Raw genomic sequence first — 16,603 nt, 5'->3', positions numbered from 1 at the left:
TAAAAAAATATTTTATTACCATAGTCTCATTAATAACCGCATCTTAATTAAATGGTGTACTCAATAGCCAGGTCCGGATTCTAATTGGCTAATAAGATTGATTTTTATAGAGTTTATTTTCTTTAACTCCCCATTACGAAATTCCAGATCAATTCTTTTAATGGCTGAGCAGCATCCAGATGCATTTAAAGGTGTACCGGTTTCAGTTCTATGGTAAGACTCAAGGTGGGGTAGGGCACTATTACCTACCAGCAGGTCAATACCTTCCATTTTGGCTATCGGAAACACTGGCTTGCTGCCGGATTTGATCAGTTTTGGGTAATGGATGGCATGAGTGGCAACAATAACAATGTCTGCCTGTCTTCTCAGATAGGGTATCAGTTCTGACGTTGCCAGTGCCGGATCAATCAGTTCAATACCCCGGCGGTACTCTGAAATAACATCATTAACAGAGCCCGGCCTGGTAATCCCCATAACGGCAATGCGTAGCCCGTCGAAGTCAAACAGGGCGTAGGCATCAAAAATGGGTCGGCCTGTTTCAGATTCATAAAGGTTAGCGGACAAAAAAGGAAAGTCAGCAGCGGCTTCCTGATTGCGGATATTGTTCAGCGGCTCATCAAATAATAATGGGCTCACCGCCATGGCGTTATAGCCCAGCTGGTTCAGTTGTTTCAGGCTCAGGATGTCATCATTGGTGCTGAGTTCTCCTCCGGAGAGTAATAATAATTTCCCGCCATCGGCTTCTACTTCTTTGCGTATTTTATTGATCAGCTCCTGCCGTTGAATCAGTTGATCACTGCTGTTCGACTTTTCATTGTCATATTCGTGAGTAAGCTCACTGGTGTTAAGAATGGTCAGCTTGTATGTCTTATCATAAATGTAACCGGGTTTCTGGTTTTCCTGCGAGACCCAGAAATAAGTCAATGCAACAAGCACAGATACCAATAAGGCATTGATGATCAGTTTCGGCCAGGATTTATGCTGCGTAACTGCTGTGCACGCTGGTTTTGACTGCATAAAGACGTCTTCCGGGAAGAGTTATCTCCAATATAACATCTGTTCCCTGGTACTTGTGTGTTTATGAGTTAATTATACTGCAAGTATTCTGTAAGCAATGAATTATCGATTTGAATAGGGATTCTGCAAGGCTGGCATCCTTGCCGGGTAAACTGAAAGGAATAGAATTATCAGCAATGGTTATTAAAATTTATAGCTGATCGCAAAGAAATGGCTGGTACCACTTGCTTTGGTTTTGGCTCCAAATGCGTTACCTCCATCTTTTATCAGGTAAACATTTGAGTACAGTTTTAAACCATAACCAAGTGCAAGCTTGTCATAATGCCAGTAAAGACCATTGAACATTGCCCCACCGCTGGTTGCATGATCCTTGTCAGGGTTAGCACTGCTGGGATAGAGAGTCTTGTTTTGTTTTCCTCCAAACTGATAATCAATGTATCCCTGGTAGCTGATAAATGACCCGTTCTGAAAGGTATAAAACGGCGTAAACCAGTTAGTAGAAACCTGGTAGCCATTCCACTCTTTTCGGTTAAGATCATAAAATCCATAGAGGTTTAGCCCCATCTTGCCAAACCAGGGAACCTGGAGGTCGGAGCCAATCCCCCAGAATGAGCTGTTAGCATCTTCTCCCGGAATGTTTTTTTTGCTGACAGGGTCGAAGTTAGCGCCACCACCGCCACCCCAGTTAAAAAGGGTAGCCAAGTAAATATCTGTCACCGGCCCCCAGGGCAAGTTATTAAACAACCCTGCCAGTGATAACCGTGGGGCAAACTTCATGAACATTTTAGGTTTGTCTTTCTTATCACTGTTATCCCGGTTGGTCAGATTAAAGACATCCACATACCCATACAGATCAAGAATGCCAGATCGCCCGCCAAACTCCAGCTCCAGATAGTCATGCCCATCATTGGCTTCGTCTTCTCTTCGAGGTAGCTCTTTATAGGCATACATCAGGTTCAGATTCATCCACTTGAAGTCATTACTGGGGGGCATTCCATCGTTATGGTCTGTGGCCAGGGCGGTGGGAGCAAGTAGGGGAACAAGAGCGGCGACACAGATCAGCCACCATAATTTCAGGCAGTAGCTTTTCACAATCAGACTCCGTTTCAGACTCAACAGTGAGTAGTGAAAAAGAAGAGGAAAGCCTGTGAAACCTCTCGGTAACACAGGCCAAGTCTGTGAAGTATAGGAAAGAATTTGATGGTTTTTTGTCAGCTGGCTGGCCAATCCAGCGTGGTCAATTAAAGCGTACTCCAGAGTGTCTCGAAGATAATTTGCTGAGCTGCGGCAATTTCCGGTGAGTCAAGCACGACAGCGACCGGGTAATTTCTGGAACCCAGGGAAATCATCGCAACTTTTGGCGGATATATCGCAATATAGCTGGCATCCATGCGCCCTTTGGCGTCAATCCACTTGCGCTCAGACAGCCCGGCATCCTCCCCGCCTTCACCAATGGCAATCACCCGCACCTTGATATTCTTGCGGATACGCTGCTGTGTGTAGTTGGGAAACGGGCGGTACAGGTGCTGGCGAATCAATTTGGAGGAAAAGACACTGTATTCCCGGTCTTGTTGCCGGGCTACCGTATTGAGAATGTCTTTGAGTACAAACTCAATGCCACTGTCTCCTTCGTAGAAGCGGACATTCCCTGCACTGAAATCCGGCTTGAGATGATTCAGTTGCGGGATCAGCCTGAGCTTCATCTCTTCAATGGTGGTGTCCAGAGACTGTCGTTTTTCCTCCGCCAGCTCCAGCAGCTTTTCCGGTGGTTCAGCCGAGAAGATGCGACGCTTACCTTTCGGGAAGTAACTGACAACCCCTTTGCCAGCGAGGTCTTTCAGGGTTTCATAGGTGGTGCCACGATTGATGCCGGTTTGCGCAGCAATATCCCGGATGGATGCTGAGCCAAGTTTTAAAAGGGCCAGATAAGTACTGACTTCCCGTTGGCTAAGACCAAGATTTTCCAGAGTATCAAGATTCATAGCGCGGGTATCGGGTTAATGTGGTCGGAATCATAAACAATGCCTGTCAGAAAACCCGCATTTTCACCAAGGGCAGGAGGATTGGCAACCAGCCCGGCGCGCCAAAGGTTTCTGATCTTGGGCAAGAATAGCCTTCTTACTGTTTCCTGCTGAAAAAAAAATCCGGGAATCGTATTTTTTCGATGGTGCAGGCAGTTTGGAGGCAAAACGGTGCGACAGTCTTTTAAGTGGCGAGCGTAATTGTCGATGGCTGATATAAGCAGCAGACAAACCCGTGGAGATTTCATGCCTGAAGTCCGGCCATCGCAAGCTCAGACCGATTATGTTTCCAGAGATAATCACTATGTTTATTCTCACAACCGCTTTGGCCGTGGTTGCCATTACCTTGGCCGGTTTCTGTCCCGACCGGTTTCTCTGGTCGTCGATTCGGCAACCAGGCTGTTTGCCCATGACCGACCCGGCAAAAGCAGCACGCCTTCCGAGGGTGAAAAACAGACGCAAAATGTACCACTGTGGGCCAGGAAAGTAGCCCGGGTGACTGCCGTCACCTTATTTCTGGTGCCTTCATTGGCATTGGGAATCCTGGGGTTCTCCCTGCGCATGATCGGCAACCTGTTCAGGAACGACATTTCCCTGATTCAGTCTTCTGTGCCACCCGCCGTCTATGATCCTGAGCAGGGCCTGCATTTGATGACCTACAATACTGGCCTGATGCCGTCGTTTATCCGTAATCTGAACGACCTGCGCTCATCACAGCAGCGCAGTGGGGAGATTGCCGCAGCATTAACCCGCAATCCCGGCACTATGCCAGATATTGTCTGCTTTCAGGAAGTGTTTGACCAGCAGGCGGCGAAGCGACTCTGCCAGGATCTCAGTGGCCACTATCATCATATTGTGCACAGTGTTGCTCCCCGGGAAACCGGCTTGAACAGTGGCCTGGCCATTGCCAGCAAATACCCCGTAAAGGAGGTCACATTCCGGCCTTTCTCTGATCTGGCCGCAGAAGACCAGCTGGCCAATAAAGGGTTGCTGCGCATCGTACTGGATCTCGGTAACGATAAAACGGCCGTGGTTTACAATACCCACCTTCAGGCTAAGGACGGTCAAACCTATGATGCGATCCGCGTTGGCGAGTTGAAGCAGATCAGACGGTGGGTTGATGCGGATAGCAATAACGACAGGCGGAATAACAAACACCATCATGGCGTCTTCCTGATGGGAGACCTGAACATTGCCCGGTCAGACGAGCAGGGGAGGGTCAGTAAAAACGAACAGTATCAACAGGGCAGGAAAGCACTGGGGGAAAAATTCTCTGACAGTTACTACGAGACCCATGATGAAGAAAATGATACTCGGCTGGTTGAGCGCAGTGAGTCATTTTTTGTCAATAGCGACCAGGCAGCCATCAAGGCGGCAGATCGTCGGGAGCCGGATGGGTCATGGTATCTCGGGGCCGGAAACAGAGTGCGTCAACCTTGGGGCAGCAAGCGTTGGAAAGAACATCCCGAGGTGGCAAGTCACTGTATTTATGACCGCCAGCTGGTGTACAGGGACACTGAAAAAAAATGGGCATCCCATACCGAAATACGGCAACTGGGGCTGGATGTTGCCTATGATCTGGAGAGCGGGTTATCTGACCATTTGCCGGTTTCTGTTATTTACCGGGAAGCGGAAGGTTTTTCCTCAGTCATTGCCCATCTGGATCCGGAGGATTTTACCATCCGAGAGGTCAGGGAGCTGGTGAATCAATTGAAGTTTGACTATGGTCGTCTGATCAGTGATCAGACCGGTGAGCGTACAATTGATGAAGAGTTCTCAGGCGTCAATCCCCTGCGCAGAATTGCTGAATGCAGGACTTATTATAAAAGACAACCAGTGATTGTGAATGAGCTTGACCGGCTGGAAAAAATGGTCAGACAAAGTATGAATCCTGTTGCCGGAACACCCGGGTCAAACACCGGGTAAACCGTGCTGTCAGTGCTGCTCTTGCTTGCACTGTTGTCAATTATTTTATGACATAAAGGGTTGTCTTTTTACGCACTGTGATTAACCTACTGATGTGAAGTAGATTTTCGAGCATTCAGGAGTCAGTGGTTGAATAACTTTGGCAGGCTTTGCCAATCACTCCAATCGTTCAATATTCCTGACATTTCAGAAAGACATAATTTCTGTTCTGGTATTTTTCTCCCAAAGCACATTCCGATTTATCAGGCTTGATACCTGAAAGTGCTCTTGTTTTTACGTTGCCAGACGAAACAGTTATAAAGCAGATGCTCCCGCCGGGGCACTTTGTCGACCGAGGCTACCATGAGAGCTGATATCGTTATTCTTGCTGCCGGGCAGGGCAGCCGCATGAAATCCAAACTGCCAAAGGTGCTGCATCGTATCGCCGGCAAGCCCATGCTGGAGCATGTGATCCTCAGTGCCCTGCACACGCAGAGAAAAGTCGGTGACGGCAAGATTCATGTGGTGATTGGTCACGGTGCAGAGCAGGTAAAACAGGCACTGGGCCACTACGATCTGAACTGGGTGGTTCAGGAAGAGCAGTTGGGTACCGGCCATGCTGTGCAGCAGGCGCTGCCGGGCTGCAAAGGTGCTGATGTGGTGCTGGTGCTCTATGGCGACGTTCCCCTGATTCACTCCTCTTCCCTGCAGTCATTGCTGGCGGCCAGTAACGGTGAACGCCTGGGCCTGCTGACCATCAACCTGGCCAACCCTTCCGGTTATGGCCGGATTATCCGTGATGGTTTTGGCAACATACAGGCCATTGTTGAGGATAAGGATGCCAGCCCGGAGCAGCTGGCTATTAATGAAGTGAATACTGGCATTATGGCCATTCCCGGCAATAAGGTCAGTGGCTGGGTCAATGGCCTGAAGAACGAAAATGCCCAGCATGAGTTCTATCTCACCGATATTGTCTCGATGGCCGTGACCGAAGATACCCCGGTCATTCATGTCCAGCCGCAGCTCCCAATTGAAGTGGAAGGTGTTAACAGCCGTGTCCAGCTGATGGAGCTGGAACGTGCCCGCCAACAGCAGCTGGCCAATAACCTGATGCTGAATGGTGTCACGATCATTGACCCACAACGTCTGGATATTCGTGGCGACGTTAAGACTGGCCATGACATTACCCTGGACATCAATGTGGTTCTCGAAGGCAAGGTTGAGCTGGCAGATAACGTTTATATCGAACCCGGTTGTGTGATTCGCAACTCTGTTATCGGGGAAGGTGCCGTTATCAAGGCACACTCCATTCTTGAAGATGCGGTTGTCGCTGCCGGGTGTGAGGTTGGCCCGTTTGCCCGACTGAGACCAGGCACCGAACTTAAGGAAAAAGCCCGGGTCGGGAACTTTGTGGAAATCAAGAAAACCGTGATTGGCAAAGGCAGCAAGGTCAATCACCTCAGCTATGTGGGCGACTCTGAAGTCGGCGATAAGGTGAATGTTGGCGCTGGTACCATTACCTGCAATTACGATGGTGTCAATAAATTCAGAACTGTGATTGGCGATGGCGCTTTTATCGGCAGCAACAGTTCGCTGGTGGCTCCTGTGACCATTGGGCGTGGTGCAACCACCGGTGCTGGTTCCACCATTACCAAAGATATTCCCGATGAACAGTTGGCCGTGGCACGTGGCAAGCAGCGCAATATCGAAGGCTGGCAGCGCCCGGTAAAGAAAGACTGAGATTTACAGGAAGGGGGAGATGACTCATCCACTCCCTGATGATTTTTGCAACCTTTATGATTACCCAGGGGATCGACAACTATGTGTGGGATTGTTGGTGCTGTAGCGCAAAGAGATGTAGCAGATATTCTGCTGGAAGGGCTTCGTCGTCTGGAATACCGGGGCTATGACTCAGCAGGTGTCGCTATTATTAACGACAATGGCGAACTTCACAGAGAAAGGCGTACCGGCAAGGTATCTGAACTGGCCGAGGCGGTTTCCCTGAACCCGCTTCGGGGCGGTACCGGCATTGCCCATACCCGCTGGGCCACCCATGGGGCACCCAGTGAGCGTAACGCCCATCCTCATGTATCAGAAGATCATATTGCCGTTGTCCACAATGGCATTATTGAAAACCATGAAGCATTGCGAGTGTTTCTGCAGGGCGAAGGCTATGTCTTTACCTCGGATACCGATACGGAAGTTATTGCCCATCTGGTCAGCCTGGAACTCAAGGGCAGCGACTCCCTGCTCGACGCCGTGCAGAAATCGGTAGCCAGGCTGGAAGGTGCCTATGGCATGGTGGTGATGGACTGCAACGACAATGAACGTCTTGTGGTCGCGCGTTCCGGCAGCCCACTGGTGATTGGGGTCGGTATTGGCGAACACTTTATCGCTTCCGACCAGCTGGCACTGTTCCCGGTGACCCGCCGATTCATGTTCCTGGAAGAAGGCGATGTAGCGGAAGTGACCCGCAACGGGGTGACGATTCTGGATGCTGCTGGCAACCCTGTTGAGCGAGATGCCCGGGACAGTGATGTAGAGCATGATGCGGGAGATAAAGGCCCTTATCGCCACTACATGCTGAAAGAGATTCACGAGCAGCCGGAAGCCATCGCCAATACCCTGGAAGGTCGTCTGGGTGAGCATCAGCTGAATCTTGATATCCTGGGCAAAGAAGGTCAGGAGATTCTCAATAAAACCCGCGCCGTACAAATCGTCGCCTGCGGTACCAGTTACCATGCCGGTATGGTGGCTCGCTACTGGTTTGAAGAGCTGGCGGGTATTCCCTGCCGTGTTGAGATTGCCTCTGAGTTCCGCTACCGGAAATTCTTTGTGCCGGAGGATTGCCTGTTTGTCACCATTTCCCAGTCCGGTGAAACAGCCGACACGCTGGCGGCATTGAAACTGGCGAAAGAACTGGGCTATATGGCCTCACTGAGCATTTGTAATGTGCCGGGCTCTTCCATGGTGCGGGAATCGGATATCGCCATGATGACCCGGGCCGGTGCAGAGATTGGCGTGGCATCCACCAAGGCATTTACCACCCAGTTAACGGCACTGCTGATGCTGGTGACGGCCATTGGCCGTCATACGGGAATGACCCCGGAACAGGAATCCAATGTTGTTTCAGCATTACGGAATCTGCCACACATCCTGAAGAGTACCCTGGCCCTGAGTGATGACATTGAAGCCATGGCGGAAGCCTTTGCCGATAAACATCACAGTCTGTTCCTGGGCCGTGGTACCCAGTACCCCATTGCCATGGAAGGGGCTCTGAAGCTTAAAGAGATTTCCTATATCCATGCCGAAGCCTACGCGGCCGGTGAACTGAAGCATGGCCCACTGGCACTGATCGATAACGATATGCCGGTAATTGTGGTGGCACCGAACAACGACCTGCTGGAAAAACTGAAATCCAATATGGAAGAGGTGCGGGCACGAGGCGGACAGCTGTTTGTCTTTGCGGATAAACTGGCCAGCCTGACCGAGAGCGAAGGTGTCCGGGTTCTGCCGGTGGACGAGGTGCCGGAAGTGGTTGCCCCGATTCTTTACACCATTCCCCTGCAACTGCTCTCTTATTATGTGGCGATTATCAAAGGTACCGATGTTGATCAGCCGCGCAACCTGGCCAAAAGTGTGACGGTTGAATAATACGGGTATTTGGTGGCAGCAATGCTGTGGGAGAGTAATAAAGTTTCATACTGAGTAATAAAGTATCATACCAAGTAATAAAGTTGCATACTAAAACCGTCCAGCGTTACCCTATGGATCTTGAGGGGTAGGCTGGACGGTTTTTATTATGGCAAAAAAGCAGTACGGTAACTCAGAGGCGAAAAATCGGCGATGGATAAAAGAAGGCCGGGGCTCTGGTCAAGGCAAAGATTATAAGCCTTGGTTGACGGTCAGGGATTTACCATCAGAGGGGCGCTCTCATCGTGTCTTTGGCCATAAATCGCAACGAACCCATCACCTTTTATCTGATCTTGAGCTTGCCGTCTTTTTGCTGCTTGAGTGGTCCACCAAAACTACAGATATCAGAGAACAATTTCCCCTCCGTCTGGAAGATACACTTTCCGTAGCAGTTGAGGCCGGCATTGCCCATCCATCTCTGCGTGGTGTCAATCAGATTATGTCGTCTGATTTTCTGGTGAATGCTTCTGACAGGATAAATCCAAAATTTGTGCTTCAGGCAAAGTATGAAGAAGCGTTTCATGACATCAGAACCGTAGAGAAGCTGGAGCTTGAACGTCGTTACTGGATAAAGAAAAATGTTCCATGGATGCTAATTACTGAAAAAGACATCCCCAAAGTCGTATTTCAAAATATTGGCTGGTTATATCCTGCTCAACGGGATGAATTGGAAAACCAAACAGTACTGGAAAGGGTAGATTTCTACACACACTACTTCTACAAAAAGCCCAATGACCCTCTGATAGAGATCGCAAAGCAATTGGATATGGCCTACGACCTGCCAGCAGGACAATCCCTTTTGGAAATCCGGCAACTCATGGCAAGACGCAGTTTGATATTTGATATCCTTATTCCACATACAAAGCTCAAATCTTCCGACCTAAGTGTTGGTAGAGCCGTTGTGTCAGAGGAGGTACAGAGTGTTTCGAGTCAATGAAGTGCTGCATTTCGACGCTGAGAAATATCGGGTGCTGAAACTGCTTCAGGATCATTTAGTCTGGATCAAAGTTGAAGATGAAGTTTCTTTTCCTTCGCTAGTACTCCAGAATGAATTAGAAGCAGCCATTATTGATGAAACACTTACCCGTATAGATGACCCATATGAAGAACTTTCATACTTGTCCCCTGAGCAAGGGACAGCAGCGTATGTAAAGCGCGAAAGCAACTATCAGCTAATAAAGCCATTGATAAGTGCTCCGGATTTTTATGACCCGAAGGTCAGATCGCATATCATTCAGGTCATTATCAAAGAAAAGGGTTCTACCAAACAGACTCTGTACCGCCTGGCCAGACGTTACTGGCAGCGTGGGCAAACGCCGAATGCTTTACTGCCTGACTATAAAAACTCCGGAGGTAAAGGAAAAAAGCGGCACTCTTCTGGCAAGAAACTGGGAAGACCAAGAGAGTACACGCCGGGGGTGGGAGCGATTGTTGATGCTGAAGTTGAGAAACTGTTTCGTATCGCGATTGACCGTTATGTTCTCAATGAGAAAAAAAGGTCTTTTCCAGCAGCGCACCGGAAGTTTAAAAATCTTTATGAAAATTATTTTCCGGATACACCTGAGTCAGAAATACCTTCCCAATGGCAGATGATGCACTTCTTCAAGAGGGAGTATCACCAGGTTGAGAAGATCCAGAAACAAGCAACCAGGATTGAGTTCAATAAAGACATCAGGCCATTATCGGCAACTGCTAACATTCAGGTATTGGGGCCTGGGTCCAGGTTCGAGATAGATGCCACTATTGCTGATATCTATCTGGTGTCAGACAGTGACCGAGGAAATATTATTGGACGACCAACAGTTTATCTTGTCATTGATGTTTTCAGCCGCATGATTGCTGGATTTTATGTTGGTTTTGAGGATGCCTCCTACGTTGCTGCTATGCAGGCTCTGGCCATGTCCATGACCGATAAAGTTGAGCTATGCAGGCAATTCGGTTTTGAAATTACGACAGATGACTGGCCAGTGGTTGGAGTACCTGATGCGATATTAGCTGACCGGGGAGAACTTTTAGGGCACCAGATCGAGTCACTGGAACGTAACTTTTCTGTCCGGATTGAGAATACGCCTCCTTATCGTGGTGACGCCAAGGGCATCGTCGAGAGAAGTTTTAGGTCTTTACAGGCCGACTTCAAGCCCTATGCTCCCGGCGTCGTTCAAGGTACTACGGTCAAAAAGTGTGGAGGAAAGGATTACCGTCTGGACGGAAAAATAACGATAACGGAATTCACAGAAATTATTCTTGCTTCCATTCTCTACCACAACCAATTTCATGCACTTGAAAAATATGATCGGGATAGTGATATACCTTCAGACTTACCAATGACACCATTGTCATTATGGCAATGGGGTGTGAAACATCGAACTGGTCGGTTAAGAGTGGTTCCGGAAGATGCCTTAAGAGTCAGCTTGCTCCCACGTACCAAAGCCACTTTTTCTGAACTGGGAGTCTGTGTTTTCGGTGTCTACTATACATCCGGGGAAATTTTAAAAGAGGGCTGGTTACACAGATCATCAGAGGTTGCTCGTCCAGAAACAATGGATGCTGCCTATGACCCCAGGGTTGCAGATTGTATTTACCTGTTCCCAAAGCAAAACACGTCAAAGTACTGGGTCTGTAACTTAACCCAGCGATCACGGCAGTTTGCCGGTTGCTCGTTTTGGGATGTGTGGCAAGTGACAGAACAGCAGAAAAAAACGCTCGCTCACAGCAAGCTTGAGGCTGACAAGAAAAAACGGGAGCTGGAGGACCTGATTGACAAGAAAATCAAGTCAGCGATCTCCCTCGCTCCAAGCTCTGATCACCGGTCCAATGCCGAAAAGTTGAGTGCGATAGGTGAAAACCACCGAAGAGAAAAAGAGGCCGAACGTCAACGGACAGGTTACTTACCAGAAACGAAAAAGAAGGAATCCGCTCAAGTGATTCCGATTACTGAATCAGCTGAAGACTATAGCTTTCCTGATCATATAGACGAGCTTTTTGATGAGGATGACTGAATGGCATTACCAACCAACATCACCAAGGCCGTTTACCTTGATCCTAGAGTAGCACAATACCGAGGCAACCCGTTGATTGAAGCCTTGCCGCCTATTCTAACAACGCAGGATATTAAAAAAGGGCTTATGGGAGATGTCACTTATGACCCTCGGGAGGCCTTTGTTGATGGTAGTAAACGGGTTCATATCATCGCCCGGTTGCTTGATGATTTTTTCCAGCCCCTGGCCAATCATATTCAACTGGAAACCAAACTTTCCATCATGATTCGCAGGGGCTATGTCGGCAGAAATCTGTCTGATGGCTCCCTGAATGCTCATATGCAAAATGGCTACGAACGGCTAATGAAAGGAGAACTGGGTGTTTTTCGCTTTGAGCAAGCCAAGTCTACGGCTCGTAGTCTGGCACTAATCGGATGCTCTGGTAGCGGTAAAAGCACAACACTTAACCGAATCCTGGCAACCTACCCTCAAGCGCTTTACCACGAAGCGTATAATTTTATCCAGATCACTTATCTGAAGGTCGATTGTCCCCATGATGGTTCGCTAAAGAATCTGTGTATCCACTTCTTTCGAGCCATCGATAATCTGGTTCATACGGATTACGAGAAAAAATATGCACTGAAGCGGCACAGCATTGATACCCTGCTGGCGCTGATGAGTCAGATTGCCAACCTGCACGCTATTGGTGTTCTTGTGATTGATGAAATCCAGCATCTTAGTCGCCAGCGTTCCGGTGGCGTAGAGCAAATGTTGAATTTCTTCGTCACGCTGGTCAACGTCATTGGCCTGCCTGTGGTTATGGTCGGTACACCCAAAGCCAGACCTATCTTTGAAACAGATCTCCGGTCAGGCCGTCGTGGTGCCGGGTTTGGTGCCTTGATATGGCACCCCATGAAACAACAGCCTTCGACGCAACATCCGAAAACCGGGAAGATACAAAAAAGTGAATGGATCGCCTTCACAGACAAGCTTTGGAAATATCAGTGGTTGCAGAAGCGTGACGAGCTGTTGAGCGACGACATTCGGGACTGCTGGTATGAGCTTTCCCAAGGCGTTCTGGATATTGTGGTCAAGCTATTTGTACTGGCGCAGCTCAGGGCAATAGCGACTCGCACGGAACGTCTGACCTCGAAGTTAATGAGGCAAGTCTATACGGACGAGTTTAAGCCTGTCCACCCTATGCTGGATGCCCTTCGCTCAGGTGATGAAGAGCGTATTGCCAAATACTCTGACCTGACATTTCCGGAGATTGATGAGAAGTTGCTGGAACTGAGTGCAAAGATTGAAGAGTCAATGGCTTCAGAACAGGAAGAGCTGGAACAATATGGTGGTAATGAGCAGGCAGAGAGGCTCCATAACCTGCTGGTTGCCATGGATTGTACGTCAGAGTTACTGGTTCCGCTGATCAAGAAAGCTTTCAAGCAAAAGCCCGGTTTAACAGTGCGTGAACTGATCCCGGTCGTTCTGGATTGGTATGATCAACCAGAGAAAAAGCCAGATGGTAACTCAACAAAAACAAAGAATAAGAGCATAAGCCCTAAAGACTGGCATACGCTTGAAACCAGTGATCTGAGATTTAAATTCACTCAGGTGGATGATGATGCATCCCTGTACGATGGATTGAAGCAGTCTGGCATGATCTTCAACACAGAAGCCTGGCTCAAGGAAGCTGGCTGATGCTGAACTTCCCCCGACCCTATCCAGATGAGCTGATCTACAGCGTTGTTGCCAGAGCGGGGGTACACCATGGAATCGCCAGCCCAAAGATGCTGTTGGATGAGGTTTTTGATGACCGGAAAATCATTGCTACGGTTGATCTCCCAAATCATTTGGCCAATATTGCCGGACAATACCCGGAAACGCTGGGCTATAGCACTGAGTCATTAGCTTACCAGCACACTCTGTTTCCCGTTTATGCCCCTTTTACCACGGAAAATCGAAGGCTGAATTGCCTTAACTGGATGGCATCCAGTTCGCAGGGAGCCATTCATTTAGCGTTGGGTGTCGCTGCCTCAAGAATCAAGCAAGAACGATGCATGTGTTATTGCCCTCAATGTCTTGATGAGCAGAAGAAAACCTATGGGGAATATTATTGGGCAAGACAATGGCAACTGGCCGGTGCGAACTGCTGTATCGTTCATGGGAAACTTCATGCCGCCAAATCGTTACGGCATGAATACCACAGGCACCAATTCTTCCCCGCTTCACCAGAACGTTGTCCAGCTGTGAAAGATCAACCGGGAAAAGAGCAGGATAGGAAAGTCGCTATTCTAACCGGTCTTTTGCTCTCGTCGCTGCCTGCTGAATCCGCAAGCTTTGAACAGTGGAGCCACTTTTACAAAAGGCTGGCTTTGCAAGCAGGTTGCAATCGTGGGCAGCAAATCCGGTATGAATCCATCAGGGAGAGAGTGTGTCAATACTGGACGATGGGGTGGCTGAATGCACAAGGGCTTCACGTTTCTGATGATCAGTCATGCTGGTTAAGAGGGATTTTTCGCAAACACCGAAAATCGTTCAGTTACCTTGAGCACATTGTTGCTCTGGCACCTTTCCTGCCTGATGACTGCCGAATCACCGACGTTATCTCTCAGGTCAAAGTGATTCAGTCACTAATGGATCAATGTGAGCAGTTGCCTCCTGAGAGCCAACAGCCAGCAGAAGCGATACAACCAAAACGCAAGGAATGGCATGCTCTGGTAGTTAAATATGGTTCCAAAGTGGCAAGGAAAGGAAATGGTGCATTATACGCCTGGTTATATCGACACGATCAGGCCTGGCTTCTCGATATAAATCATCAGTTCAGGCAAGAACGACCTAAGACTTCACCGAAGATTAACTGGCATAGAAGGGACAGGAATACCGTAAGGAAACTGGTCATAATCCGTGATGAGTACGAACCGCTTTTGGATTCCCCCAGATGGTCAAAAAGCTGGTATCTATCGAAGCTTCAGAAATCAGCTGCAAGCATTGAGAAAAATCCAGACAAGTATCCACTCGTACATCAATTCTTTCATCGCTACTGCGAGCAGACGACAGACTATCAAATACGGCGTATTACCCGCTCTCTTTTGTCCTGCCAGTATCCGGCTGATAGGCCAGAGCGTTGGCTGCTGCTTCGTATGTCAGGATTGAGTGATGAACGCATAACTCCAATCACAAACCGCTTTTTACAGGAAGTACTGAAATATCATGCAGGGAATACGATTTGAACATCTTGCGGATGATACTCAGGTCAGGGCCATTGGCTCACTGTTCCGAAGAACCACTGGCTCCCAGTGGGGGATTAATCTTGGCTTTTACCCTTTTCAGCCCAAAAAATCCCTGACTGTTTCCCATGCCCCTGTCTTGGCCAGAAGACGTGTGTTTAACCCAACCAATCCTTATAAGCAGGCTGGTTATCGGCAAGTGTTTTCCATCACGGATACCAGTTGCTGGAAGGTTGAGCCCTTAAGTGACTGCCCTATTCTGGAGAACCTGCAACCCATAGAGCAAGAGCAATTGTGCTTTGTTTTCCAGGCTGAAAATGGGCTCACGGTATATTTACCACACTTTGAACTGGCAAGAGCCCTGTTCCTGCATGATGGTTATCTGTCACGGACAGCCCTGGAGCCAGACAGCCTGAAAGCGGAGTTTGATATCAATATAAACTCCGCTGCTAACACGACGCTGATCAATGTCATGCCAAGTTCCACCTACCCATTGATCTCTTTCAACGACCCGGAAGTTCGCAGTATTTTAAGCTGGATATTAATCGACCAGGAAGCCCGTGCATCGTATGAAAGTATTGGACAATATCAAAAGTTGACCGCAACGGAGTCGAGGGGGTACAGGCACTGGAACTTTCAATTTACACCACCAACACTGCCCTTTGCTGAGTTTGAGGTAAGAGGTCAGTTTGATGGGACTACTCGCAGCATCTTCGTCTATGAAGTCACCGCAATACGTAATATTCAGGCAGAGATGCCGGAGTTGATTGAATTTTATCACCCGAAGTTTGAAATATCGGTCAGTGGTTCAGGCTTACGAGGTGGTGGAGCAGGTACTGAAGCAGCTTCTGATTTCATATTAGAGGAAGAGGATGCCAGCACGGACAAGGGGGTTAGCATTTTCCACCCACCGCCTGTTGAATTCAGCTTTAGTCAGGCCTTCAAGACAGCAAAACTCGCGGATAGAAAAAGAGTTGGGGCTGGCGGGCGCAAAGACGAAGAAAGTGAAAGTACTGATCCGCTACACGTCAGTATTGAAGAAGCAACTACGACTGGCTCACTCCGGGGAATGGAATGGGATTCAGTCAGAGATACAACGGATGATGCCAACCTATACAGTAACAAGTTTGATGCCTTTTGGCAGATGCTGGATGTCCTGAAAAAGGACTATGCCTGCGCCGTTCTATCCCAGGATATTCGCAAATTGCCAGAGCTGCCGAGGTGTAAAAAACATCTTCTTAAAACGAATGGCAGCCCAAGGTGCATGGCCATTGTCGTTATCCGGTCAGAAGATCAGGTATTTCACTTACTGGAAGTTGATACTTCGGATGAAGCAAAGGCACTCTCCACTCTGTTGCTAAAGCTGCCTTCACTTGCAGGCTGGGATGACCAGCTGATAGTAGAGATCGAACGAAAGCTGTTACGACAATCTCTTCGTTGGCCAACCAATATTTTCAGAAGAGTCTGTGGTAAAGGTGGGTATCAAGGGATTCCACACCCGAAAACTTCCTCAAACAGGGTTGTGGAATCGATAGCAATCACACAATGGGCGACCAGGCTTCACCGTAGTTTGGTGGAGAAAATGTAGCCATATTGGGGTGTAAATATAACTATGAAGGCCGCGTACAGCAATTGAGTCTGGTTACTCTTCCTTTCTCGAATGGCCGGGAAAATGTGCCATGATGTGATCATCTCAGAAGATAATATTCTGACTCGAATGGATAGTAAGTACGATCTTATTTTATCGACTAATAAAACGTAC

General features: G+C 48.5%; 12 protein-coding genes. 8 read left to right on the top strand and 4 right to left on the bottom strand.

Going from position 1 to position 16,603, the window contains the following annotated elements; all coding sequences use genetic code 11:
* Nucleotides 1-60: 60 nt before the first annotated feature.
* The 4 genes from J7438_RS20735 to J7438_RS27935 form a co-directional block, all read right to left on the bottom strand.
* A complete protein-coding gene (locus J7438_RS20735; protein ID WP_209278053.1) occupies nucleotides 61-1,017 on the bottom strand; it encodes a bifunctional UDP-sugar hydrolase/5'-nucleotidase in 957 nt (318 codons plus the stop codon).
* Nucleotides 1,018-1,200: 183 nt separating this feature from the next.
* Nucleotides 1,201-2,109 carry a nucleoside-specific channel-forming Tsx family protein gene (locus tag J7438_RS20730; protein ID WP_353620170.1) on the bottom strand — a complete coding sequence of 303 codons (909 nt, stop codon included), beginning with the start codon at nucleotides 2,107-2,109 and terminating at the stop codon, nucleotides 1,201-1,203.
* Between the two features lie 149 nt (nucleotides 2,110-2,258).
* Entirely contained in the window at nucleotides 2,259-2,999 is a 741-nt protein-coding gene (locus J7438_RS20725) for a TrmB family transcriptional regulator (RefSeq protein ID WP_209278052.1), read from the bottom strand.
* Nucleotides 2,996-3,124, bottom strand: a complete 129-nt coding sequence (locus J7438_RS27935; protein ID WP_286196795.1) for a hypothetical protein — start codon at nucleotides 3,122-3,124, stop codon at nucleotides 2,996-2,998. Before J7438_RS27935 ends, J7438_RS20725 begins: the two co-directional genes overlap by 4 nt.
* Nucleotides 3,125-3,284: 160 nt before the next feature.
* On the opposite strand from J7438_RS27935, the gene J7438_RS20720 reads away from it, so the two are divergent.
* The 8 genes from J7438_RS20720 to J7438_RS20685 all read left to right on the top strand — a co-directional run bounded on the left by J7438_RS20720 (nucleotide 3,285) and on the right by J7438_RS20685 (nucleotide 16,429).
* Nucleotides 3,285-4,964, top strand: coding sequence for an endonuclease/exonuclease/phosphatase family protein (locus J7438_RS20720; protein ID WP_209278051.1), 1,680 nt, complete (start codon nucleotides 3,285-3,287; stop codon nucleotides 4,962-4,964).
* A gap of 342 nt (nucleotides 4,965-5,306) precedes the next feature.
* Nucleotides 5,307-6,683 (top strand): bifunctional UDP-N-acetylglucosamine diphosphorylase/glucosamine-1-phosphate N-acetyltransferase GlmU, encoded by a 1,377-nt coding sequence (gene glmU / locus J7438_RS20715; RefSeq protein WP_209278050.1) that lies wholly within the window; start codon nucleotides 5,307-5,309, stop codon nucleotides 6,681-6,683.
* Nucleotides 6,684-6,764: 81 nt separating this feature from the next.
* On the top strand, nucleotides 6,765-8,597 hold the full coding sequence (gene glmS, locus J7438_RS20710; RefSeq protein WP_209278049.1) for a glutamine--fructose-6-phosphate transaminase (isomerizing): 1,833 nt from the start codon (nucleotides 6,765-6,767) through the stop codon (nucleotides 8,595-8,597).
* A gap of 148 nt (nucleotides 8,598-8,745) precedes the next feature.
* Nucleotides 8,746-9,573, top strand: coding sequence for a TnsA endonuclease C-terminal domain-containing protein (locus tag J7438_RS20705; RefSeq protein ID WP_209278048.1), 828 nt, complete (start codon nucleotides 8,746-8,748; stop codon nucleotides 9,571-9,573).
* On the top strand, nucleotides 9,557-11,635 hold the full coding sequence (locus J7438_RS20700; RefSeq protein ID WP_209278047.1) for a TnsB C-terminal domain-containing protein: 2,079 nt from the start codon (nucleotides 9,557-9,559) through the stop codon (nucleotides 11,633-11,635). The genes J7438_RS20705 and J7438_RS20700 overlap by 17 nt, the downstream gene beginning before the upstream one ends.
* Nucleotides 11,636-13,312 (top strand): AAA family ATPase, encoded by a 1,677-nt coding sequence (locus tag J7438_RS20695; protein WP_209278046.1) that lies wholly within the window; start codon nucleotides 11,636-11,638, stop codon nucleotides 13,310-13,312.
* The gene (locus J7438_RS20690) at nucleotides 13,312-14,844 is read left to right on the top strand and encodes a TnsD family Tn7-like transposition protein (RefSeq protein WP_209278045.1); all 1,533 of its coding nucleotides are present in this window, start codon (nucleotides 13,312-13,314) and stop codon (nucleotides 14,842-14,844) included. The genes J7438_RS20695 and J7438_RS20690 overlap by 1 nt, the downstream gene beginning before the upstream one ends.
* Nucleotides 14,825-16,429, top strand: a complete 1,605-nt coding sequence (locus tag J7438_RS20685; RefSeq protein ID WP_209278044.1) for a Tn7-like element transposition protein TnsE — start codon at nucleotides 14,825-14,827, stop codon at nucleotides 16,427-16,429. Before J7438_RS20690 ends, J7438_RS20685 begins: the two co-directional genes overlap by 20 nt.
* Nucleotides 16,430-16,603 lie beyond the last annotated feature (174 nt).

Origin of the sequence: Thalassotalea sp. G20_0 (assembly GCF_017744175.1) — a bacterium.
In the GTDB taxonomy this organism is placed as follows: domain Bacteria; phylum Pseudomonadota; class Gammaproteobacteria; order Pseudomonadales; family Endozoicomonadaceae; genus Endozoicomonas.
The sequence above is the reverse complement of the archived record's forward strand: the minus strand, read 5'-3'. Positions and strand labels throughout refer to the sequence as shown.

Excerpts from the sequence above, each read along its gene's own strand:
- J7438_RS20735 (WP_209278053.1), bottom strand. The coding sequence starts at position 1,017 with ATGCAGTCAAAACCAGCGTGCACAGCAGTTACGCAGCATAAATCCTGG.
- J7438_RS20725 (WP_209278052.1), bottom strand. The coding sequence starts at position 2,999 with ATGAATCTTGATACTCTGGAAAATCTTGGTCTTAGCCAACGGGAAGTC.
- J7438_RS20720 (WP_209278051.1), top strand. The coding sequence starts at position 3,285 with ATGCCTGAAGTCCGGCCATCGCAAGCTCAGACCGATTATGTTTCCAGA.
- glmU (WP_209278050.1), top strand. The coding sequence starts at position 5,307 with ATGAGAGCTGATATCGTTATTCTTGCTGCCGGGCAGGGCAGCCGCATG.
- glmS (WP_209278049.1), top strand. The coding sequence starts at position 6,765 with ATGTGTGGGATTGTTGGTGCTGTAGCGCAAAGAGATGTAGCAGATATT.
- J7438_RS20705 (WP_209278048.1), top strand. The coding sequence starts at position 8,746 with ATGGCAAAAAAGCAGTACGGTAACTCAGAGGCGAAAAATCGGCGATGG.
- J7438_RS20695 (WP_209278046.1), top strand. The coding sequence starts at position 11,636 with ATGGCATTACCAACCAACATCACCAAGGCCGTTTACCTTGATCCTAGA.
- J7438_RS20690 (WP_209278045.1), top strand. The coding sequence starts at position 13,312 with ATGCTGAACTTCCCCCGACCCTATCCAGATGAGCTGATCTACAGCGTT.
- J7438_RS20685 (WP_209278044.1), top strand. The coding sequence starts at position 14,825 with ATGCAGGGAATACGATTTGAACATCTTGCGGATGATACTCAGGTCAGG.